Annotated in this window: 19 protein-coding genes and 1 riboswitch; of the genes, 16 read left to right on the top strand and 3 right to left on the bottom strand. The window is 68.0% G+C overall.

The window, feature by feature from the left end:
- Positions 1-61: 61 nt before the first annotated feature.
- From sucC to DCD74_RS08030, 4 genes are all read left to right on the top strand, one after another.
- Positions 62-1228 carry an ADP-forming succinate--CoA ligase subunit beta gene (sucC, locus tag DCD74_RS08045; RefSeq protein WP_112926853.1) on the top strand — a complete coding sequence of 389 codons (1167 nt, stop codon included), beginning with the start codon at positions 62-64 and terminating at the stop codon, positions 1226-1228.
- Between the two features lie 23 nt (positions 1229-1251).
- Positions 1252-2127 carry a succinate--CoA ligase subunit alpha gene (gene sucD / locus DCD74_RS08040; RefSeq protein ID WP_112926852.1) on the top strand — a complete coding sequence of 292 codons (876 nt, stop codon included), beginning with the start codon at positions 1252-1254 and terminating at the stop codon, positions 2125-2127.
- Positions 2128-2216: 89 nt separating this feature from the next.
- Positions 2217-3596, top strand: a complete 1380-nt coding sequence (locus tag DCD74_RS08035; RefSeq protein WP_112926851.1) for a DUF389 domain-containing protein — start codon at positions 2217-2219, stop codon at positions 3594-3596.
- 51 nt (positions 3597-3647) lie between these two features.
- Positions 3648-5279, top strand: a complete 1632-nt coding sequence (locus DCD74_RS08030) for an NAD+ synthase (protein ID WP_112926850.1) — start codon at positions 3648-3650, stop codon at positions 5277-5279.
- Between the two features lie 75 nt (positions 5280-5354).
- On the opposite strand, the gene DCD74_RS08025 is transcribed toward DCD74_RS08030, so the two are convergent.
- Positions 5355-6227: an outer membrane protein assembly factor BamD gene (locus DCD74_RS08025; protein WP_112926849.1), complete on the bottom strand. Its 873-nt coding sequence runs from the start codon at positions 6225-6227 to the stop codon at positions 5355-5357.
- A gap of 110 nt (positions 6228-6337) precedes the next feature.
- On the opposite strand from DCD74_RS08025, the gene rluD reads away from it, so the two are divergent.
- The 4 genes from rluD to clpB all read left to right on the top strand — a co-directional run bounded on the left by rluD (position 6338) and on the right by clpB (position 11339).
- Positions 6338-7324 (top strand): 23S rRNA pseudouridine(1911/1915/1917) synthase RluD, encoded by a 987-nt coding sequence (gene rluD, locus DCD74_RS08020; RefSeq protein WP_112927745.1) that lies wholly within the window; start codon positions 6338-6340, stop codon positions 7322-7324.
- A gap of 53 nt (positions 7325-7377) precedes the next feature.
- Positions 7378-8076, top strand: coding sequence for a peptidoglycan editing factor PgeF (gene pgeF, locus DCD74_RS08015; protein WP_237049567.1), 699 nt, complete (start codon positions 7378-7380; stop codon positions 8074-8076).
- Complete coding sequence (locus DCD74_RS08010; protein WP_112926847.1) at positions 8073-8618, top strand: DUF4166 domain-containing protein; 546 nt, start codon at positions 8073-8075, stop codon at positions 8616-8618. Before pgeF ends, DCD74_RS08010 begins: the two co-directional genes overlap by 4 nt.
- A gap of 138 nt (positions 8619-8756) precedes the next feature.
- On the top strand, positions 8757-11339 hold the full coding sequence (gene clpB, locus DCD74_RS08005; RefSeq protein WP_112926846.1) for an ATP-dependent chaperone ClpB: 2583 nt from the start codon (positions 8757-8759) through the stop codon (positions 11337-11339).
- A 74-nt stretch (positions 11340-11413) separates the two neighbouring features.
- On the opposite strand, the gene DCD74_RS08000 is transcribed toward clpB, so the two are convergent.
- On the bottom strand, positions 11414-12019 hold the full coding sequence (locus DCD74_RS08000) for a hypothetical protein (protein WP_112926845.1): 606 nt from the start codon (positions 12017-12019) through the stop codon (positions 11414-11416).
- A 76-nt stretch (positions 12020-12095) separates the two neighbouring features.
- On the bottom strand, positions 12096-12842 hold the full coding sequence (locus DCD74_RS07995; RefSeq protein ID WP_112926844.1) for an SIR2 family NAD-dependent protein deacylase: 747 nt from the start codon (positions 12840-12842) through the stop codon (positions 12096-12098).
- Positions 12843-12878: 36 nt separating this feature from the next.
- Positions 12879-13092, top strand: a riboswitch (cobalamin riboswitch).
- Positions 13093-13206: 114 nt separating this feature from the next.
- On the opposite strand from DCD74_RS07995, the gene btuB reads away from it, so the two are divergent.
- The 8 genes from btuB to cobT are packed head-to-tail and all read left to right on the top strand — an operon-like array spanning position 13207 to position 21255.
- Positions 13207-15066, top strand: coding sequence for a TonB-dependent vitamin B12 receptor (gene btuB / locus DCD74_RS07990; protein ID WP_112926843.1), 1860 nt, complete (start codon positions 13207-13209; stop codon positions 15064-15066).
- 25 nt (positions 15067-15091) lie between these two features.
- Positions 15092-15679 carry a hypothetical protein gene (locus tag DCD74_RS07985; protein ID WP_112926842.1) on the top strand — a complete coding sequence of 196 codons (588 nt, stop codon included), beginning with the start codon at positions 15092-15094 and terminating at the stop codon, positions 15677-15679.
- A gap of 18 nt (positions 15680-15697) precedes the next feature.
- Positions 15698-16300, top strand: a complete 603-nt coding sequence (gene cobO, locus DCD74_RS07980) for a cob(I)yrinic acid a,c-diamide adenosyltransferase (protein ID WP_112927744.1) — start codon at positions 15698-15700, stop codon at positions 16298-16300.
- Positions 16301-16303: 3 nt separating this feature from the next.
- Positions 16304-17227: an adenosylcobinamide-phosphate synthase CbiB gene (gene cbiB, locus DCD74_RS07975; protein ID WP_112926841.1), complete on the top strand. Its 924-nt coding sequence runs from the start codon at positions 16304-16306 to the stop codon at positions 17225-17227.
- Complete coding sequence (cobD, locus tag DCD74_RS07970) at positions 17220-18218, top strand: threonine-phosphate decarboxylase CobD (RefSeq protein ID WP_112926840.1); 999 nt, start codon at positions 17220-17222, stop codon at positions 18216-18218. Before cbiB ends, cobD begins: the two co-directional genes overlap by 8 nt.
- Positions 18215-19693, top strand: coding sequence for a cobyric acid synthase (locus tag DCD74_RS07965; protein WP_112926839.1), 1479 nt, complete (start codon positions 18215-18217; stop codon positions 19691-19693). The genes cobD and DCD74_RS07965 overlap by 4 nt, the downstream gene beginning before the upstream one ends.
- The gene (gene cobU, locus DCD74_RS07960) at positions 19681-20199 is read left to right on the top strand and encodes a bifunctional adenosylcobinamide kinase/adenosylcobinamide-phosphate guanylyltransferase (protein ID WP_112926838.1); all 519 of its coding nucleotides are present in this window, start codon (positions 19681-19683) and stop codon (positions 20197-20199) included. Before DCD74_RS07965 ends, cobU begins: the two co-directional genes overlap by 13 nt.
- Positions 20200-21255: a nicotinate-nucleotide--dimethylbenzimidazole phosphoribosyltransferase gene (gene cobT, locus DCD74_RS07955; protein ID WP_112926837.1), complete on the top strand. Its 1056-nt coding sequence runs from the start codon at positions 20200-20202 to the stop codon at positions 21253-21255.
- The last annotated feature ends 1 nt before the right edge of the window (position 21256 follow it).

Genomic DNA, 21256 nt, shown 5'->3' with positions numbered 1-21256 from the left:
TATCCGGCGCACTGCGGCCCCGAGGGGCCGGCGGACGCGTCTTCCCACATCCTGGTGACCCATGAATTTCCACGAATATCAGGCCAAGCAGATGTTTGGCGACTACGGCATCAATGTTCCCGCCGGGCAGGTTGCCCACTCCCCCGATGAAGCCGTGGCCGCGGCCAAGGCGATCGGCGGCGACTTCTGGGTGGTGAAGGCCCAGATCCACGCGGGTGGCCGCGGCAAGGCCGGCGGCGTCAAGCTGGCGAAGACGCTGGACGAGGTGAAGCAGTACGCCAAGGCGATGCTCGGCACCAAGATGGCCACCTACCAGACCGCCGGCGTCGAGCTGCCGGTGGACAGCGTGCTGGTCACCCAGGCCACCAACATCGACAAGGAACTCTATCTGTCGGTGCTGGTCGACCGCGCCACGCAGACGGTGACCTTCATCGCCTCGGCCGAGGGCGGCATGGACATCGAACAGGTCGCCGCCGAGAAGCCGGACGCGATCAAGACCCTGCACGTGAACTACGTCGAAGGCCTGCAGGCCTACCAGTGCCGTGACCTGGCCTTCGCGCTGCGCCTCAACGCCAAGCAGGCCGGCCAGCTGACCAAGATCATGCTGGGCCTGTACAAGCTGTTCAACGACAAGGACCTGGCCCTGGTCGAGCTGAACCCGCTGGCGATCCTGGACGACGGCAACCTGGCCGTCCTCGACGGCAAGATCAATTCCGATGACAACGCCAACTTCCGCCATGCCGACCTGGTGGCGATGCGCGACACCCGCCAGGAAGACGAGACCGAAGTGCTCGCCTCCAAGTACGACCTGAACTACGTGACCATGGACGGCGACATCGCCTGCATGGTGAACGGCGCGGGCCTGGCGATGGCGACGATGGACGTCATCAAGCTCAACGGCGGCGAGCCGGCCAACTTCCTCGATGTCGGCGGCGGCGCCAACAAGGAGAAGGTGACCGAGGCGTTCAAGCTGATCCTGCGCTCGCCGAGCGTCAAGGCGATCTTCGTCAACATCTTCGGCGGCATCGTCCGCTGCGACATGATCGCCGAGGGCATCATCGCCGCGGTCAAGGAAGTGGGCGTCAAGGTGCCGGTGATCGTGCGTCTTGAAGGCACCAACGTGGAAGCCGGCAAGAAGCTGCTGGCCGAATCCGGCCTGGCCATCACCCCGGCCGACGACATCAACGATGGCGCGAAGAAGGCGGTTGCCGCCGCTGCCGCCGCCTGACCCCCACCTTCGAGGACACTGAAATGGCAGTTTTGATCAACAAGGACACGAAGGTGCTGGTGCAGGGCTTCACCGGCTCGCAGGGCACCTTCCACGCGCAGCAGATGCTCGACTACGGCACCAAGGTGGTCGGCGGCGTGACCCCGGGCAAGGGCGGTACCGAGCACCTCGGCCTGCCGGTGTTCGACACCATGCAGCAGGCGGTGGAGAAGACCGGCGCCGATGCCTCCGTCATCTACGTGCCGCCGCCGTTCGCGGCCGACGCCATCCTTGAAGCGGCTGCGTCCGGCATCAAGGTCATCGTCTGCATCACCGAAGGCATCCCGGTGCTGGACATGATGCGCGTCAAGAACGTGCTGAAGGGCTATCCGGGCACCGTGCTGGTGGGCCCGAACTGCCCCGGCGTGATCACCCCCGGCGAGTGCAAGATCGGCATCATGCCGGGCCACATCCACATGCCGGGCAAGGTCGGCATCGTGTCGCGTTCGGGCACGCTGACCTATGAAGCGGTGAAGCAGACCACGGACGCCGGCCTCGGCCAGTCCACCTGCATCGGCATCGGCGGCGACCCGATCAACGGCACCAACTTCATCGACGCGCTGAAACTGTTCCAGGAAGACCCGCAGACCGAAGGCATCATCATGGTTGGCGAGATCGGTGGTTCGGCCGAGGAAGAAGCTGCCGAATACATCGCCAAGCACGTGACCAAGCCGGTGGTCGGCTTCATCGCCGGTGCGTCGGCCCCGAAGGGCAAGCGCATGGGCCACGCCGGTGCGATCGCCTCGGGCGGCTCGGGCACGGCCGAAGGCAAGTTCGCGGCGATGGAAGCCGCGGGCGTGACCACGGTGAAGTCGCCGGGCGACCTGGGCGCGGCGATCGCCAAGCGCCTGGCGAAGTAATCGCGAGGCCTCATCGCCACGACAAGAAAAAGCCGCCCGATGGGCGGCTTTTTCGTTTTCCATGACACGGCGGGCGGCACAATGCGCCCATGAACGCCGAAAACACGCCAGCGCGGCCTGCGCGCAAACGACCCGGTGAATTCCGCCGCCTGATGGCGCGCCGGTTCAACCTGCTCTCGGACAAGGCGCCGGACGACATCATCGAACGGCGCATCCGCGAGGGCGTGGAGTTGCAGGGCGCGACGCCGTGGATCCTGATCTTCGCCATCCTGGTGGCCGCGATCGGGCTCAACGTCAATTCCACCGCGGTGGTGATCGGCGCGATGCTGATCTCGCCCTTGATGGGCCCGATCATGGGCGTCGGGCACGGGGTGGCGGTGCACGACTTCGGCCTGCTGCGGCGGGCGCTACTCAATCTGGCGCTGTCCACGGTCATCGGCCTGGTGGTGTCCGCGCTGTACTTCATGCTGACGCCGCTCTCGGAAGCGCAATCGGAGCTGCTGGCCCGCACCTCGCCGACGCTGTGGGACGTGCTGATCGCATTGTTCGGCGGCATGGCGGGGATCATCGGCGTGACCCGCGAGGAGAAGTCCAACGTCATCCCGGGCATGGCGATCGCCACCGCGCTGATGCCGCCGCTGTGCACGGCCGGCTACGGCCTGGCGACCAGGGAATGGCGCTGGTTCGGCGGCGCGTTCTACCTGTATTCGATCAACTGCGTCTTCATCGCGCTGGCCACGTTCATCGGGATCCGCCTGCTGCGCCTGCCGCGGCAGTCGTTCGTCGATGCCAGGACCGAGCGTCGCGTCGGCATGGCGATGTGGCTGGTGGCCGTCGCCACCCTGTTGCCGAGCATCTATCTGGCCGTGAACCTGGTGAAGGATGAGGTCTACCGTGCCCGCGCAGGCGACTTCGTGCGCGAGGCATTCGCGTTCCGCGATGCCTTCGTGGTGGATACGCGGATCGATGCTTCGGCGCGCGTCATCGACGTGTCGCTGGTCGGCAATCCGGTCTCGAACGAGAACCTGACGCGCATCGAAAGCCGGCTGGCGCCCATGGGCTTGGCGGGCACGCGCATCCGGCTGCACCAGACCCGCAGCAATGAGCCGCTCGACGTCGGTGCGTTGCGCACGCAGCTGCTGGGCGACGTGATCCAGCAGGGGCAGGCCACGCTGGCGGACATGGAGCGGAAGTTGAAGGCGGCCGAGCAGGCATTGCATGACCGGAACGCGATGGCGTCACAGGCCGCCGCCATCGCCGACGAGCTCCGTGCGCAGGAACCGGGTGTCGGCATGGTCGGGGTGAGCCAGGGCTCCCGCATCGATGCGGACGGCAACCGGCAGCCCCTGGTCCAGCTGACGGTGGCGAGCCCGCAGCCTCTGGCCGCGGAGTCACGCGAACGCATCCTGCGCTGGTTCCGCGTGCGGAGCGGCGATGACCAGGCCGAAGTCGTGTTCAGGGGACAGTGAGGACGAAGCGGCCACGCAACCCCCGTGCAAGGTGTCCGCTAGACTCGTCGCATGAACCTTCGCATCGCCCTTGCCCAGTTCGATTTTCCGGTCGGCGACGTCGCCGGCAACGCGCGCCGCATCGCAGAGATGATCGCGGTGGCGCGCGACGAGCACGGCGCCGACATCGTGCTGTTTCCCGAGCTCGCGCTCTGCGGCTATCCGCCGGAGGACCTGCTGTACCGGCCATCGTTCCTGCGCGCCTGCGAGACGGCGATCGGCGAGGTGGCGAAGGCCACGACCGGGATCGTCGCCATCGTCGGCTGGCCGCAGGCGGCCGGCAGCGTGGTCTACAACGCGGCCAGCGTGCTGCGCGAGGGCGGCATCGCGCACACCTACCGCAAGCGCGAATTGCCGAATTACGCGGTGTTCGACGAGCGCCGTTATTTCGATGTCGATCCGGACCGCGACGACTGCGTGTTCGAGGTGGGCGGCGTGCCGGTCGGCTTGCTGATCTGCGAGGACCTGTGGTTCGCCGAGCCGATCGCTTCCACCGTCGCCGCCGGCGCGCGGCTGGTGCTGGTGCCGAACGCATCGCCGTTCGAGCGCGACAAGCATGCCCAGCGCGACGCCCTGCTCGCCCAGCGCACGCGCGAGACCGGCGTCGGCATTGCCTACCTCAACGTGGTCGGCGGGCAGGACGCGGTGGTGTTCGATGGCGCCTCGGTGGTGTGCGATGCGGACGGGCAGGCCTCGCCGGCGGCGGCCGCGTTCACCGACCAGTGGCTGGTGGTCGACTACGACGCCGACGCGCGCCGGTTCACCCCGGTGCTGTGGATGGACGACGGCGACGAGTCGCGCGACGCGCTGGCCTGGCGCGCCATCGTGCGCGGCATCCGCGACTACTGCGGCAAGAACGGATTCTCGAAGGTGTGGCTGGGCCTGTCCGGCGGCATCGATTCCTCGATGGTGCTGGCGCTGGCCGTGGATGCGCTGGGTGCCGGCAACGTCACCGCGGTACGGATGCCTTCGCGCTATACCGCGGGCTTGAGCAACGACCTGGCGCAGGCACAGTGCGACGCGCTGGGCGTGAAGCTGATGGCGCTGCCGATCGAGAAGCCGTTCCAGGCCTACCTCGACACGCTGGCCGACACCTTCGAAGGCCAGCCGGTCGACGTGACCGAGGAGAACCTGCAGTCGCGCATCCGCGGCGCGATGCTGATGGCGCTGTCCAACAAGTTCGGCGGGCTGCTGCTGACCACCGGCAACAAGAGCGAGTACGCGGTGGGTTACGCCACGATCTATGGCGACATGTGCGGCGGCTACGCGCCGATCAAGGATCTCTACAAGACCGAGGTGTTCGCGCTGTCGCGCTGGCGCAACACGGTGGGTGGCATGGAAGTGATCCCGAACGCGGTGATCGAGCGGCCGCCGAGCGCCGAATTGCGCGACAACCAGAAAGACCAGGATTCGCTGCCGCCCTACGACGTGCTGGACGCCATTCTGATGCGCCACGTGGACCAGGAGCAGTCGCGCGACGAGATCGTCGTCGCCGGCTTCGATGCCGCGACGGTGGACAAGGTGGTCCGGCTGGTGCGCATCGGCGAGTGGAAGCGGCACCAGGCCGCACCGGGGCCGAAGGTGTCGCGGCGTGCCTTCGGGCGCGAGCGGCGCTATCCGATCACCAGCGGCTGGCGCGGCTGAGCGCCGGCCCGAAGCCGCATCGCCATGAAAAAAGCCGCCAGAAGGCGGCTTTTTCCTTGACCGGGAAGGCCGGAATCACTCGGCCTTCGCGCGTTCCGGCACGCCTTCGCGGGCGAACGGGTTGAGGCGCTGGAACACCGACGGGTTCTTCGGCCAGCCGCCCTGCAGCCACGGGTGCTGCGGGTCGTTCTGCAGCAGCACGCGCTTGGCGTCATCGGCCAGCGTGGTGTTGCCGAGGCGGGTATAGGTTTCGGCCAGCACGGCGACGGCGTCGTTCTGGTACTCGCTCTGCGGGTAGGTTTCCAGCAGGTACTTGGCGCGGTCGGCGGCGGCCACCCAGGCGCCGCGGCGCAGGTAGTAGACCGAGGTGTTGAGCTCGTGGCGCGCGAACTGGTTGCGCAGGAAGACCATGCGCTCGCGGGCGTCGGCGGCGTAGCGGCTGTTGCCGTAGCGCTCGACCACCAGGCCGAAGTCGCTGTAGGCCTGCATCGGCGCGGCCAGGTCGCGGCCGGCCATGTCGAGCGCGAACACCTTCTGCAGGAACACCGTGTTGCGGGCCTGGTTGGCCAGGCCGCGCAGGTAATAGATGTAGGGGACGTTCTTGTGGGTCGGGTAGGTCCGCAGGAAGCGGTCGACGCTCGACACCGCCTCGTCGTTCTTGCCGGACTTGTACTGCGCGTAGGCGGTTTCCATCAGCGCCTGCTCGGCGTAGGGGCCGTACGGGTACTGGGCGATGAGGCGCTTGAAGGTTTCCTCGGCGCTGCCGTAGTTGCCGCGCTCCATCTGGCCGTGCGCCTTGTCGTACAGCGTCTCGACCGGCAGGCCTTCGTTCTGGCCATCCTTCTTGAACATCTTGCCCATGCGGGCGCAACCGCTGCCGGCAAAGACGACGATCAGCAGCAACAGCAGGGTACGGGCAAGCGGGCGCGCGTCGAAGCGTGGGGACATGTCGGCAGGGGAGTCGTGCGGAAGCGGTGATAATAGCCCAGCCGGCCCGGCTCCCGCCTTTGGAGCATGAATCCGGCAAAAACGTCCGCCGGCCGAAGATCCGCATCCTGATGAACGATAAAACCCCCGAATCCGGCACGTTGCATGCCGTTGTCCCCGACGGTGCCGCGGGGCGTCGTTTCGATGCCGTGCTGGCCGAACTCTTTCCCGACTTCTCGCGCTCGCGGCTGGCCGGCTGGATCAAGTCCGGCGATGCGCTGCTGGACGGCAAGCCGGCGCGCCCGCGCGATCCGGTCTACGGCGGCGAGCAGGTGACCCTGGTCGCGGTGCTCGGCATCGAGACCGAGGCCGTGCCGCAGGACATCCCGCTCGATGTCCTGTACGAGGACGATGCGGTCTTCGTCATCAACAAGCCGGCCGGGCTGGTGGTCCACCCCGGCGCCGGCAACCCCGACGGCACCCTGGTCAACGCGCTGCTCTACCGCGACCCCTCGCTCAACGCGCTGCCGCGGGCCGGCATCGTCCACCGCCTCGACAAGGACACCTCCGGGGTGATGGTGGTGGCGCGCACGCTGCCGGCGCAGACCAGACTGGTCGAGATGCTCTCGGCCCGCGACGTGCATCGCCAGTACCTGGCCGTCGTCGCCGGCGCGCTGGTCTCGGGCGGCACCGCCGACGCGCCCATCGACCGCCATCCGCGTGACCGCCTGCGCATGACCGTGCGCGAGGACGGCCGCGACGCCGTCACCCATTACCGCCTGCGTGAACGCTTCCGCGCCCATACCGCGCTGGAATGCCGGCTGGAAACCGGGCGCACCCACCAGATCCGCGTGCACATGCAGCACCTGCGTCACCCGATCATCGGCGACCCGCTGTACGGCGGCGCGCTCAAGCTGCCGAAGGGCGCCAGCGAGGAACTGGTCGGCGCCTTGCGCGGTTTCCGCCGCCAGGCCCTGCATGCCGAGGCGCTGGAATTCGCGCATCCGGTCACCGGCCTGCCGGTCCGGGCCGAAGCGCCGGTGCCTGCCGACATGCGCGCGCTGATGAAGGCGATGCGTGACGACACCGCCGCCTTCAACGAAGCGCAGCGGCGGTGACTGCGCGTCCGTTTATCGAAGCCGATTGGCCGGCGCCATCCGGCGTCCATGCCTTGACCACCTTGCGCCACGGCGCGGGCGTGTCGAAGCCGCCCTTCGACACCTTCAACATGGGCCTGCGCAACGGCGACGCATTGGCCGATGCGCTGGAAAACCGCCGCCAGCTGGGCGGGTTGCTGGATCTGCCTTCGGCGCCGCGCTGGCTGCGGCAGGTGCATGGCACACGGGCGATGTATTTCGATGACGCTTCGGAGGCGGGCGATGAGCCGGAGGCCGATGCCGCCGTCACCGACACGCGCGGCGTGGTGCTGGCCATCCTCACCGCCGACTGCCTGCCGGTGGTGTTCGCCGCCCGCGATGGTGACGAGATCGCCGCCGCCCATGCCGGCTGGCGCGGGCTGGCCGCGGGCGTGCTGGAAGCGACGCTCTCGGCGATGAAGACCGCGCCGCACGATGTCATCGCCTGGCTCGGCCCGGCGGCGGGCCCGCAGGCCTACGAGATCGGCGCGGAAGTCCGCGATGCCTTCGTGGGTGGCGATGCCGGTGCGGAAGCCGCCTTCACCCCTACCCGGCCCGGCCACTGGAAGGTCGATCTGTACGCCCTCGCGCGACGTCGACTGGCCGCCGCAGGCATGGCGCCCGCCGATATCCACGGCGGCGACCACTGCACCATCCGCGAAGCCGATGCGTTCTTCTCGCATCGCCGCGACGGCATCGGCGGCCGCATCGCCACGCTCGCGTGGCTGGCATGACGCCGACCCTGTTCCAGCGCCTGCTCGGCGCCGAGTTCTACTACCTCGCGCCCGAGGTCAAGGCGCTGCACGCGCGACAGGGCCGGTTCCGCTACGAAGGCCGTTTCAGCGTGGAGCGTGGCCGCAACCCGCTGGGCCGGCTGGCCGGCGCGCTGATGCGGCTGCCGCCGGCGATGACCGATGCGCCGATCACGGTGGAGTTCGATGCCGGTGGCGCGAAGGAAACCTGGCTGCGCGGGTTCGGCGGCAAGCCGATGCGCTCGCGACTGAGTTTCGACAACGGCCAGCTGCGCGAGCGGCTGGGCCCGGCCACCTTCCACTTCCGGCTCTGCCGCATCGACAGCGACCTGCATTGGGTGGCCGAGCGCGCGCGGATGTTCGGCATCCTGCCCGTGCCGGCGAGTTGGCTGGATGAGGTGCGCTGCCGCGAACACGATGACGATGGCCACTACGGCTTCGAGGTCGAAGCGCGCCTGCCGTTGCTCGGGCGGCTGGTGCGCTATCACGGCTGGCTGATGCCGGTGGCGGCCAACGACGACTGAAAACCGCCGCGGCGGAGGGCCCGGAAAGCGCCTTCGACGTTGAATTAACGCGGCATCGCCACCATTGAAGAGGACATCGCACGCCGCGTGCCCGGCTTCGCGCCGGCCGCATCCGTGCCCCATTCCGGAGGCTCTCCCATGCGCATGGACAAACTCACCTCGCGCTTCCAGCAGGCCATCGCCGACGCCCAGTCGCTGGCGCTGGGCCGCGACAACTCGATCATCGAACCCGCCCACCTGTTGATGGCGCTGCTCGACCAGCAGGGCGGCGGTGCGCGCCCGCTGCTGGTGCAGGCCGGCGCCAACATCACCCTGCTGCGCGAGCGCCTGTCCGAAGCGCTCGAGCGCCTGCCGAAGGTCAGCGGGCAGGCCGGCAACGTGAGCATCAGCAATGACCTGTCGCGGCTGTTGAATGTGACCGACAAGCTGGCGCAGCAACGCGGCGATGCCTTCATCGCCAGCGAACTTTTTCTGTTGGCCGCGCTCGATGACGGCGGCGAAACCGGCCGTGCATTGAAGGCGGCCGGCGTGGACAAGGCGCGGCTTGAAGCCGCCATCGACACCATGCGCGGAGGTGAGAAAGTGCAGGACGAAAACGCCGAAGACCAGCGCCAGGCGCTGGAGAAATACACCGTTGACCTGACCGCGCGCCACGAGAAGGGCAAGCTGGACCCGGTGATCGGCCGCGACGAGGAAATCCGTCGCTGCATCCAGGTGCTGCAACGCCGGACCAAGAACAACCCGGTGCTGATCGGCGAACCCGGCGTGGGCAAGACCGCCATCGTCGAAGGGCTGGCCCAGCGCATCGTCAACGGCGAGGTGCCCGAAGGCCTGCGCGGCAAGCGCGTGCTGTCGCTGGACATGGGCGCGTTGATCGCCGGTGCGAAGTTCCGCGGGGAATTCGAGGAACGGCTTAAGGCGGTGCTCAACGATCTGTCGAAGAGCGAGGGGCAGATCATCCTGTTCATCGACGAGCTGCACACGATGGTCGGTGCCGGCAAGGCCGATGGCGCGATGGACGCCGGCAACATGCTCAAGCCCGCACTCGCGCGCGGTGAACTGCATTGCATCGGCGCGACCACGCTGGACGAATACCGCAAGTACATCGAGAAGGATGCCGCGCTGGAGCGCCGCTTCCAGAAGGTGTTCGTGGGTGAGCCGTCGGTGGAAGACACCATCGCCATCCTGCGCGGCTTGAAGGAGAAGTACGCGCTGCACCACGGCGTGGAGATCACCGACCCGGCCATCGTCGCCGCGGCGACGTTGAGCAACCGCTACATCAGCGACCGCCAGTTGCCGGACAAGGCGATCGATTTGATGGACGAAGCGGCTTCGCGCATCCGCATGGAAATCGATTCCAAGCCGGAGGAACTCGACCGCAAGGAACGCCGCCTGATCCAGCTCAAGATCCAGCGTGAGGCGCTGAAGAAGGAGAAGGACGACGCATCCAAACAACGCCTCGCGGACCTGGAAGACGACATCGCCCACCTCGAGCGCGAATACAACGATCTCGAGGAAATCTGGAAGTCCGAGAAGGCCACGCTGCAGGGCGCGACCAAAATCAAGGAGAAGATCGAGCTCGCCAAATCCGCGCTCGAAGCCGCACAGCGCGCGCAGGATTTCGCCAGGATGAGCGAGATCCAGTACGGCGAACTGCCAGAGCTGGAAAAGCAGCTCAAGGCCGCGCAGGAAGCCGAGACCACCGGCTTCAAGCTGCTGCAGGACAAGGTGACGGAAGAGGAAATCGCCGAAGTCGTGAGCCGCTGGACCGGCATCCCGGTCAGCAAGATGCTGGAAGGCGAGCGCGACAAGCTGCTGAAGATGGAATCGCAGCTGCACACGCGCGTGGTCGGGCAGGAAGAGGCGATCAAGGTGGTGAGCGATGCCGTGCGACGTTCGCGCGCGGGGCTGAGTGATCCGAACCGTCCAAGCGGTTCGTTCCTGTTCCTTGGGCCGACCGGGGTGGGCAAGACCGAGCTGACCAAGGCGCTGGCGGAATTCCTGTTCGACTCAAGCGACGCGATGGTGCGCATCGACATGAGCGAATTCATGGAGAAGCACAGCGTGTCGCGCCTGATCGGTGCGCCGCCGGGTTACGTCGGTTACGAGGAAGGCGGCTATCTGACCGAAGCGGTGCGTCGCCGGCCGTACAGCGTGATCCTGCTGGACGAGGTGGAGAAGGCGCATCCCGATGTCTTCAACATCCTGCTGCAGGTGCTGGACGATGGCCGCCTCACCGACGGGCAGGGGCGCACGGTGGACTTCCGCAACACGGTGATCGTGATGACGTCGAACCTCGGCTCGCACCAGATCCAGGAACTCGCCGGCGACGACTCCCCCGAGGCCTACACGCAGATGAAGGCGGCGGTGATGGGTGTGGTGCAGGCGCATTTCCGCCCGGAATTCATCAACCGGCTCGACGACATCGTGGTGTTCCACCCGCTGGACAAGGCGCAGATCAAGGAGATCGCGCGCATCCAGCTGCGCGGGCTGGAGAAGCGGCTGGCCGAGCGCGGCATCAAGATCGAGTTGAGCGACAAGGCCTACGAATTGCTGGGCAATGTCGGCTTCGACCCGGTGTACGGCGCGCGTCCGTTGAAGCGCGCCATCCAGCAGCAGATCGAGAACCCGCTGGCATCGGAAATCCTGAAAGGCAGCTTCGGCAACGGCGATACGGTCAGGGTGGATGCCGAAGGCGGCAAGCTGGTCTTCGCGCACTGAGCTGCGGCTGCGGTGACATCGCGCAAGAAGAACGGGGCCATCGGCCCCGTTTCTTCGTCAGCCCTGCAGCGGCATCACTTCGCCACGAACTTCAGTGGGCCGTTGTACTTGCCCCAGTTGACCGATGTCTCCGACTGGCGGTTCAACCCGACCGGCTCGGCTGAGGTGCTGCCATCGGGTGCGGTCACCGTCGCGTTGAGGGTGGGCTGGTAGATGTCGATGACGAACGCGCCATCGCGGAAGATCACCGGGTCGATGCTGAGCGTGGTGGTCTTGCCGGCCTCGATGTGCAGCTTCATCACGTGCTCGTTGATGTAGCCGCCGCGGTCCACGATCTTCTGCGGGTTGAAGCCCATGCTCACGTTCAGGCCGATGCCGGTCACGGTGTATTCGCCGGGCGCCAGCTGCAGCGATTCGGACTGGCCGAACCGGGTCATGTGGTTGAGCGGGAAATCGATGAAACGCTTGTTCATCGATGAAAAAACCAGTTGTCCGTTGCGCTGGCCCCATTCCAGTCCGCCGTTCTTCAACTGCGTTTCGACTTTCTTCGGCAGCTCGCGTTCGCTGTGGAACGGCTTGATGTCGACCACCAGCGTGCCGGTCTCCTGGGCCGCGGCATGCGTGGTCCAGGCCAGCATCACCGACAGCAGCAGGCATTTCAGATACGACCTCTTCCCCATGTGGCGCTCCTCCCCGTGGATGGCACGCGCAGGCAGCCCCTGCGTCGGGCGGATGATGCCATGCAGCGGTGGCCGCTCAGCGCATCGCCAGCATCGCCTGCAGCTTCGCCACGCCTTCGCCCGCACCCATCGGCCAGTGCGCGTCTGCGATGTCGCTGATCGGCGTCGGCTGCGGGTTGATGTCTATGGCCTGTACGCCGAGTCGCTTCGCCAGCACCGGCAGCGAGGCCGCCGGCTGCACCAGTCCCGAGGTGCCGATCACCACCAGCAGGTCGCAGGCCTGCAACGCGTCGACGGCGGCCTGCCATGCGGCATCGGGCAGCGCTTCGCCGAACCACACCACGCCGGGGCGGAACGGTTCGCCACAGGCATCGCAGGCGGGCGGTGTTTCGAGGCGGCCATCGCCGGGGACGACAGGCAGGTTCTGGATGATGGGGTCCGGGTCGCGCGTCGTGCCGCAGCCGATGCAGCGTGAGTGCAGCAGTTCGCCGTGCAGGTGGATGACGCTGTGGCTGCCGGCGCGCTCGTGCAGGTCATCGACGTTCTGGGTGATCACGGTGACCGCGTGCGTGGCCTGCAACGCGGCGATGCCGAGGTGGCCGGCATTCGGCGTGCAGCCGAGCAGTTGCGCCGCGCGCCAGCGATACCAGCCCCAGACGCGCGCAGGGTCCTTCCGGAAGCCGTCTTCGCAGGCCAGTTCGGCCGGGTCGAAGCGTGCCCACAGGCCGGTCAGCGCATCGCGGAAGGTGGCGATGCCGCTTTCGGCGGACATGCCGGCGCCGGTCAGCACGACGATGCGGCGGGGCGGTTCGGGCAGGTCCATGCGGATGTCCGCTGTCTTTGGCTGGGCCGCCATGCTAGCCTTCACGCCGCCTCAGGTGGCCACATGACGTGGCTGAAACGGGAATCCGGTCCGCGCATCGCGCCATTCCGGAGCTGCCCCCGCAACGGTAGGCAGGCGGGCCATCGGCCCGGGCGCGGATCGCCACTGTGCACATGCATGGGAAGGCCCACGCCGGATGCTTCACGCATCTTCTGCGAGCCCGGAGACCGGCCTGCGGAAAACCGGACATGCGGAGGGCGTGCGGACGGTCACCGGCCGCGCCCGCGCCTCCGGACTGTCTGCCGCCCCTGCTGTCTTCCCCAAGACCTTTTGCCGCGCGGATGGGCGCGGCGCAGGAGCCCCGATGACTTCGTTCCACCCTGTTTCCCGCCGTGCCGCGCTGGCACTGGCGATCGCCGCCGCACTGCCTGTCGCACCCGCGCTGGCCGAAGCCGCCCTCGACCCGCCCTCGCTCGACACCGTGGTGGTGACCGGCACCCGTGGCGAGCAGACGCTGGAAAACGCGCTGGCCTCGACCACCGTGATCGACCGCGAGGCGATCGAACGCCGGCAGGCCGGTTCGCTGCAGGACCTGCTGCGCGGCGAGGCGGGCATCAGCCTGTCCAACAACGGCGGAGCCGGCAAGAACAGCTCGCTCTACCTGCGCGGAACCGAATCCGACCACACGCTGGTGTTGATAGATGGCGTGCGCGTGGGCTCCGCGACGTCGGGCGGCGCGGCGTGGCAGGACATCCCGCTTGAGCAGATCGAGCGCATCGAGATCGTGCGCGGGCCGTATTCCAGCCTGTACGGCTCGGATGCGATCGGCGGCGTCATCCAGATTTTCACGCGCAAGCCGCAGGGCGCGTTCACCCCGGAATTCAGCGTGTCCGCCGGCAGCCAGGGCACGCTGAAGGCGAGCGCCGGCGTGTCCGGTCGCGGCGCGCGCAGGTGGTATGCGCTCAACCTGGCGCACGCGAAGACCGATGGCATCAATGCCTGCTACGGCAAGCCTTCGCCGGGTGGCGCGGGGTGCTTCGTGTATGAACTGGATCGCGACGGCTACCGCAACAATTCCATCAGCGCGCAGGGCGGCTTCGATATCGGCGAGGCGTGGAAGCTGGAAGGCAACGCGCTGCGGGCCGAAGGCCGCAACCATTACGACGGCAGCTTCGTCAACGAAGCCGACATCGTCCAGCAGGTGCTCGGCGCACGCGCGACCTACCGCAATGGCGACGCGTTCAAGCTGGCGTTAAACGCCGGGCAGTCGGAAGACTTCAGCGACAACTTCCACGATGGCGCATGGCGCAGCAACTTCGAAACCGTGCGCCGGCTCGCGGGCGTGCAGGCCGATTTCAAGGCCGGCAGCGCCCGCTTCGTCACCGGCTTCGACTGGTACCGCGACGAAGTGAGCAGCGACACCGCCTATGTGCTGGACCGCCGCACCAACCGTGCGCTGTTCGGCCAGTGGCAGCAGGACTTCGGCGCACATGCGCTGCAGCTGTCCGCGCGCCGCGACGACAACAGCCAGTTCGGCGGCAAGACCACCGGCAGCCTGCAATGGGGCTGGCAGTTCACCGATGCGCTGCGGCTGTCGGCCAGCTACAGCACCGCGTTCAAGGCACCGACCTTCAACGAGCTGTACTACCCCGGCTACGGCAACCCCGACCTGCTGCCCGAGAGCTCAAAGAGCGCGGAAATCGGCCTGCGCGGCACGCATGGCAAGTCACGCTGGGGCATCAACGCCTACCAGACGCGCATCGACGGATTGATCGCGTTCGATGCGTCGATCTTCGCGCCGGGCAACGTGGATCGCGCGCGCATCCGTGGCGTGGAGTTGACCGGCGACACCGCACTGGCCGGCTGGAACCTGCATGGCGCGCTGACCTGGCTGGATCCGGAGAACGCGAGCAAGGGCTACGACGGTTTCGAACTGCCGCGTCGTGCGCACCGCAGCGGCCGCATCGACCTGGACCGCACGTTCGGCACGTTGGATGTCGGCGCGAGCGTGACCGGTGCGGGCCGTCGCTATGATGACCTGCGCAACCAGCGTCCGCTGGGCGGTTATGCCAGCACCGACCTGCGCCTGGGCTGGAAGTTCGACCCGGCATGGAAGCTGCAACTCGCGGTGGAAAACGTCTTCGACCGGAAGTTCGAGACCGCCGCCTTCTTCAACCAGCCGGGCCGCACCTGGCTGCTGACCCTGCGCTACCGCGGCCTCTGAGCCGCCCCCCCTGGGAGACATCGCCATGAAAACCGAGAACCTTCGCAATCAACTCATCGTTGCCGCCGCCCTGGTGCTGGCGATGACGCTCACGCGCTTCCACCACATCGGCAGCGTGCTGCACCTGCAGGATGCCTCGATGGCGGTGTTCTTCCTGGGTGGCCTGTTCCTGCGCCGCCATGCGGCCTTCGCCGGCTACCTGCTGCTGGCGGTGGTGATCGACTACATCGCGGTCAGCCTGCGCGGCCTGAGTTTCTTCGAGGCTTATTGCGTGACGCCGAGCTATGGCTTCCTGCTGCTGGCCTATGCCGCGCTGTGGTACGCCGGCCGTTTCTATGCGCCGCGCCTGCGTCTTGAAACCAGGTCGCTGGCCGGTGCGCTGGGCGTGGGCTTCGTGGCGGCGACGGTGTCGTTCCTGATCTCCAACGGCGCGTTCTACTGGCTGGGCGGTCGCTATGCCGAGCCGCATTTCGCCGAGTACATCAGCCGCGTCGGCCAGTGGGGCCCGCTGTTCGTGCGCGTCACCATGACCTACATCGTCGCCGGCCTGGCCGCGTATGCGGGCGTGATGGCGCTGCGTCGCGACGACCGCACCCACATCGCCCGGGCCTGATCGGTGCGCGACGATCCGCTGAGCCCCGACGAGCGCTACCGCGAACGCGCGCAGCGCAAGAAGGAACTGGTCGACCGCCGCATCGCCAAGGCCACGATCGACCGTGGCGTGGTGGTGGTCAACACCGGCAACGGCAAGGGCAAGAGTTCGTCGGGCTTCGGCATGCTGGCGCGCTCGCTCGGGCACGGCTTCCGCTGCGGCGTGGTGCAGTTCATCAAGGGCAGTTTCTCGACGGGGGAAGAAGCCTTCTTCCGCCGCTTCGAGCCCGATGAGCTGGCCTATCACGTGATGGGCGATGGCTTCACCTGGGAGACCCAGGACCGCGAGCGCGACATCGCCTCCGCGCAGGCGGCGTGGGCTGCGGCTAAGGCGATGCTGGCCGATGCAAGCGTCGATTTCGTGCTGCTGGACGAACTCAACATCGCGCTGGTCAAGGAATACATCGACGTGGCCGTTGTCGTCGCCGCGCTCGCCGCGCGGCCGGAACGCCAGCACGTGGTGATCACCGGGCGTGGCGCGCCGGATGCACTCATCGAAGCCGCCGACACGGTGACCGAGATGCGCCTGGTCAAGCATGCGTTCAAGGCCGGGATCATGGCGCAGAAGGGCATCGAGCTGTAAGCGATGACCGCGCTGGCCATGCTCGCCGCGGTGCTGCTGGATGCGATGGCCGGCGAGCCGCGTCGCGTGCACCCGCTGGTGATGTTCGGCGGTCTCGCCACGCGCATCGAAGGCCTGCTGCATGGCGATGCGAAATGGCGCGGCGGACTGGCGTGGATGCTCGCGGTGCCGCCACCGGTCGCGCTGTGCTTCTGTCTGGTGCGATGGCTGGATGCGGTTGCGCCGTGGCTTGCCTGGGTGCTGTCGGCGCTCGTGCTGTACGCCTGCATCGGGCTGCGCAGCCTGAGCGAACACGCGCGGCCGGTGATCGATGCCCTGCATGGCGATGACATCGAAGCCGCACGCGCGGCGGTGGGGCGCGTGGTGAGCCGCGATGTCGATGCGCTCACGCCGACGCAGGTCGCCGGCGCCGCCACCGAATCGGTGCTGGAGAACGGCTGCGATGCGGTGTTCGGCGCGCTGTTCTGGTTCGCGCTGCTGGGTGCGCCCGGCGCCGTGCTGTACCGGCTGGCGAACACGCTGGATGCGATGTGGGGCTACCGCAACGCGCGTTACCTGCGCTTCGGCTGGGCGGCGGCGCGCATCGACGATCTGTTGAACCTGGTCCCGGCGCGATTGACCGCGCTGACCTATGCGCTGTGCGGCCGCTTCCTGCGCGCGCTGCATTGCTGGCGCACGCAGGCGAGCGCGTGGAAGAGCCCGAATGCCGGCCCGGTGATGGCGGCGGGTGCCGGCGCGATTGGCGTGGCCCTCGGTGGCCCGGCGCCGTACCACGGCGAGATGATGCTACGTCCGCCGCTGGGCGAAGGCCGCGATGCCGATGCAGCATCCATCTCCGCTGCGCTGCGGCTGGTGCGGCGTGGCGTGCTGCTGTGGCTGATCGTGGCCGCTGCGGCGCAGTTGGCGTGGAGGCTGGCCCATGCTTGAGCACGGCGGCCGCCTGCTGCGTGCGGCGCGCGAGTACCGCATCGCGCCGGACAAATGGCTGGACCTGTCCACCGGCATCAGTCCGCGCGCGTGGCCGGTGCCGCCCATTCCACCGCGTGCCTGGCATCGCCTGCCGGAAGACGACGACGGCCTGATCGAAGCGGCGCGTGACTACTACGGCGCACCCGACCTGCTGCCGGTCGCCGGTTCGCAGGCGGCGATCCAGGCCCTGCCGCGCCTGCACGCGCGATCGCGCGTCGGCGTCATCGCGCCCGGTTACGCGGAACACGCGCATGCGTGGCGGCAGGCCGGGCATGAGGTCGAGCCGCTGCCCGCCGCACAATTGCTGGATGCGGACGCCGCGTTCAACGTCGTCATCCTCATCCATCCCAACAACCCCGGTGGCGACACCTTCACGCGCGATGAGCTACTCGCGCTGCATGCACGACTGCAGGCGAAAGGCGGCTGGCTGCTGGTCGACGAAGCCTTCATCGATGCCACGCCCGCACACAGCCTGTGCGCCGACACCACGCGCGAAGGACTGGTCGTGCTGCGCTCTGTCGGCAAATTCTTCGGCATGGCCGGCGCGCGTGCGGGCTTCGTCTGCGCATCGCCCGCGCTGCTCAACGCGATGCGCGAACGGCTGGGCCCGTGGACGCTGACCGGACCGACGCGCTGGGCGCTGACGCAGGCATTGGCCGACAGCGGCTGGCAGGCTTCGCAGCGCGACTGGCTGCATGAGCGCAGCGCACGCTTGGCCGGGTTGCTTGCGCACCACGGCCTGCCGCCGACCGCCGGCAGCGCTTTCTTCCAGTGGCGATGCGATGCGCGTGCATCCGCCTTGCACGAGGCGCTGTGCCGTCGCGGCATCCTGACCCGGCTGTTCGACCTACCGATGAGTCTGCGCTTCGGATTGGCTGCCGATGACGCCGAACTCGCGCGACTCGATGTCGCACTCGCCGACATCCACGCGCGCGGTGAGCTTGCATGAGCGCGAACGTGCTGATGGTGCAGGGCTGCACCTCGGATGCCGGCAAGAGCGCGCTGGTCACCGCGTTGTGTCGCTGGGCGCATCGGCGCGGCATCGACGTGGTGCCGTTCAAGCCGCAGAACATGGCACTCAATTCCGCGGTGACGGTGGATGGCGGCGAAATCGGGCGTGCGCAGGCGGTGCAGGCGCAGGCCGCCTGCGTCGCGCCGCATACCGATTTCAACCCGGTGCTGCTCAAGCCCAACAGCGACACCGGCGCGCAGGTGATCCTGCACGGGCGCGCCATCGGCAACAAGGATGCGGTCGGCTACCACGCCTACAAACAGGTGGCGATGCAGGCGGTGCTGGCTTCGCACGCGCGGCTGGCCGCGGCGCACGCGCTGTTGCTGGTCGAAGGCGCGGGCAGCCCGGCCGAGATCAACCTGCGCGCACGCGACATCGCCAACATGGGCTACGCCGAGGCGGTGGATTGCCCGGTGATCCTCATCGCCGACATCGACCGCGGCGGCGTCTTCGCGCATTTCGTCGGCACCCTCGCGCTGCTGTCGGAGAGCGAACGCGCGCGCGTCGCCGGCTTCGTGGTGAACCGGTTCCGCGGCGACATCGCGCTGCTGCAACCGGGGCTGGACTGGCTGGAACGCGAAACCGGCAAGCCGGTGATCGGCGTGCTGCCCTATCTGCACGGCCTGCAGCTGGAAGCCGAGGACGCGCTGCCGCGCGAAGCCGTCCACAAAACCGATGCCCGCCTGCGCGTCTGCGTGCCGGCGTTGCCGCGCATCAGCAACCACACCGATGTCGATGCGCTGCGTGCGCATCCGCAGGTGGAGGTGCGCTTCGTTGGGCCCGGTGACACGCCGCCGCCCTGCGATCTGATCATCCTGCCGGGCTCCAAATCCACCTGCGCCGATCTCGCCTGGCTGCGCGCGAATGGTTGGCAGGAAGTCCTGCAGCACCATCTCCGTTATGGCGGAAAACTGGTCGGCATCTGTGGCGGGCTGCAGATGCTCGGTCGCGCCATCCACGATCCGCAGGGTATCGAAGGCGAGGCGGGCAGCAGCGAAGGTTTCGACTGGCTCGATTTCGAAACCACGCTCGCGCCCTCCAAGCAGCTGCGCAATGTCGAAGGCGTGCTCCGCCTGGGCGATGCGCAAGCCAACGTGCGCGGCTACGAGATCCACTGCGGCGAAAGCCACGGCCCGGCCTTCGATGCCGCTCCGATCACATTGGACGATGGACGCGCGGACGGTGCGCTCTCCGCCGATGGCCAGATCTTCGCCAGCTATCTGCATGGCGTGTTCGACACGCCCGCCGCGCTGGATGCATTGCTGCGCTGGGCCGGCGTGGAAGATGCCGAAGCCATCGACCTGCACGCGCAGCGCGAAGCCGGCATCGAGCGCCTGGCCGATGCGGTGGAAGACCATCTCGACACCCGCCTGCTGGAGCGACTCATGGGCATCACCTCATGCGCAGCCTGATCCTGGGCGGCGCGCGTTCGGGCAAGAGCGCGCTGGCCGAGCGCTGGGCCGCCGACAGCGGCATGGCCGTCACCTACATCGCCACCTCGCAGGCGCGGGATGGCGAGATGGCGGAACGCATCGCGCACCATCGTTCGCGGCGGCCGGTGTCGTGGGGCTGCGTCGAGGAACCACTCGCGCTCGCCGATGTGCTGCGCAGGCACGCATCACCCGGTCACCTGCTGCTGGTCGATTGCCTGACCCTGTGGCTGTCCAACCTGCTGTGCCTCGAAGACGAGGCACGTTTTGTGTCGGAACGCGATGCGTTGCTGGATGTCGTGTCCACGCTGCCCGGCGGACTCATTTTCGTCAGCAATGAAGTGGGCCTCGGCATCGTGCCGATGGGCGCGCTGAGCCGCCGCTTCGTCGACGAGGCGGGACGCCTGCATCAACAACTCGCCGTGCGCTGCGAGCGCGTGGTGTTCGTCGCGGCCGGCCTGCCGCTGGCCTTGAAAGGAAGCCTCTGAATGGAATCGACCGCCGTGTTCGACTGGACCGCGCACCCCTGCGCATCACCCGATGCCGCCGCTGAAGACGCCGCGCGCCAGCGCCAGTCGCGCCTGACCAAACCGCCGGGCTCGCTCGGTGCGCTGGAGGACGCCGCGATCCACCTGGCCGGGCTGCAACGCAGCGCATCGCCCACGGTCGATGGGGTGTGGATCAGCGTGTTCGCCGCCGATCACGGCGTGGCGGAGGAGGGCGTCTCGGCTTTCCCGCAGGCGGTGACCGGCGAGATGGTGCGTAACTTCGCCAGTGGCGGCGCGGCGATCAGCGTGCTGGCGCGTTCACTCGATGCGCGGCTGGAGGTGGTGAACCTGGGCACGGTCAATGACCCGGGCGAGATCGACGGCGTGCGTCGCGCGTGCATCGCCACGTCATCCACCAACTTCTGCGTCGCCCCGGCGATGGACGAGATGCAACTCGCACAGGCACTCGATGCCGGTCGAGAAAGCGTGCGGCTGGCCTTGGCCGACGGCGCGCAGCTGTTCATCGGTGGCGAGATGGGCATCGGCAACACCACTGCCGCGACCGCGCTGGCCTGTGCCCTGCTTGATGTCGCGCCGGACGCGCTCGCCGGCGCCGGCACCGGGCTGGATGCGGCCGGCATCCGCCACAAGATCGAGGTCGTGTCACGCGCATTGGCGCTGCACCGCGAGGCCGCATCGCCGCTGGACGTGCTGCGCCGGCTCGGCGGCTTCGAAATCGCCGCGCTCGCCGGTGCCTACATCGCCGCCGCGCAGGCTGGTCTGCCGGTGCTGGTGGATGGCTTCATCAGCACCGCCGCCGCGTTGGCCGCCAGCCGCATCCAGCCGCAGCTGAGGCCGTGGCTGCTGTTCGCGCACCGTTCGCAGGAGCGCGGCCATCGCGCCTTGCTGGACGCGCTCGACGCCCGCCCGCTGCTCGACCTCGACATGCGCCTCGGTGAAGCCAGCGGCGCGGCCGCCGCGGTGCCGCTGCTGCGCCTCGCCTGCGCGCTGCACAACGGCATGACGACGTTCGAGCAGGCCGGCGTGTCGGAGTGAG

It is taken from the genome of Lysobacter oculi (assembly GCF_003293695.1).
In the GTDB taxonomy this organism is placed as follows: Bacteria; Pseudomonadota; Gammaproteobacteria; order Xanthomonadales; family Xanthomonadaceae; genus Solilutibacter; species Solilutibacter oculi.
The sequence above is the reverse complement of the archived record's forward strand: the minus strand, read 5'-3'. Positions and strand labels throughout refer to the sequence as shown.

Bases quoted from the DNA above. Each gene is read 5' to 3' on its own strand.
- DCD74_RS07985 (WP_112926842.1), top strand. From the start codon at position 15,092: ATGAAAACCGAGAACCTTCGCAATCAACTCATCGTTGCCGCCGCCCTG.
- DCD74_RS08030 (WP_112926850.1), top strand. From the start codon at position 3,648: ATGAACCTTCGCATCGCCCTTGCCCAGTTCGATTTTCCGGTCGGCGAC.
- cobD (WP_112926840.1), top strand. From the start codon at position 17,220: ATGCTTGAGCACGGCGGCCGCCTGCTGCGTGCGGCGCGCGAGTACCGC.
- DCD74_RS08025 (WP_112926849.1), bottom strand. From the start codon at position 6,227: ATGTCCCCACGCTTCGACGCGCGCCCGCTTGCCCGTACCCTGCTGTTG.
- DCD74_RS07995 (WP_112926844.1), bottom strand. From the start codon at position 12,842: ATGGACCTGCCCGAACCGCCCCGCCGCATCGTCGTGCTGACCGGCGCC.
- cbiB (WP_112926841.1), top strand. From the start codon at position 16,304: ATGACCGCGCTGGCCATGCTCGCCGCGGTGCTGCTGGATGCGATGGCC.
- sucC (WP_112926853.1), top strand. From the start codon at position 62: ATGAATTTCCACGAATATCAGGCCAAGCAGATGTTTGGCGACTACGGC.
- DCD74_RS08000 (WP_112926845.1), bottom strand. From the start codon at position 12,019: ATGGGGAAGAGGTCGTATCTGAAATGCCTGCTGCTGTCGGTGATGCTG.
- btuB (WP_112926843.1), top strand. From the start codon at position 13,207: ATGACTTCGTTCCACCCTGTTTCCCGCCGTGCCGCGCTGGCACTGGCG.
- rluD (WP_112927745.1), top strand. From the start codon at position 6,338: ATGAACGATAAAACCCCCGAATCCGGCACGTTGCATGCCGTTGTCCCC.
- cobT (WP_112926837.1), top strand. From the start codon at position 20,200: ATGGAATCGACCGCCGTGTTCGACTGGACCGCGCACCCCTGCGCATCA.
- DCD74_RS08010 (WP_112926847.1), top strand. From the start codon at position 8,073: ATGACGCCGACCCTGTTCCAGCGCCTGCTCGGCGCCGAGTTCTACTAC.
- cobU (WP_112926838.1), top strand. From the start codon at position 19,681: ATGCGCAGCCTGATCCTGGGCGGCGCGCGTTCGGGCAAGAGCGCGCTG.
- DCD74_RS08035 (WP_112926851.1), top strand. From the start codon at position 2,217: ATGAACGCCGAAAACACGCCAGCGCGGCCTGCGCGCAAACGACCCGGT.
- DCD74_RS07965 (WP_112926839.1), top strand. From the start codon at position 18,215: ATGAGCGCGAACGTGCTGATGGTGCAGGGCTGCACCTCGGATGCCGGC.
- sucD (WP_112926852.1), top strand. From the start codon at position 1,252: ATGGCAGTTTTGATCAACAAGGACACGAAGGTGCTGGTGCAGGGCTTC.
- clpB (WP_112926846.1), top strand. From the start codon at position 8,757: ATGCGCATGGACAAACTCACCTCGCGCTTCCAGCAGGCCATCGCCGAC.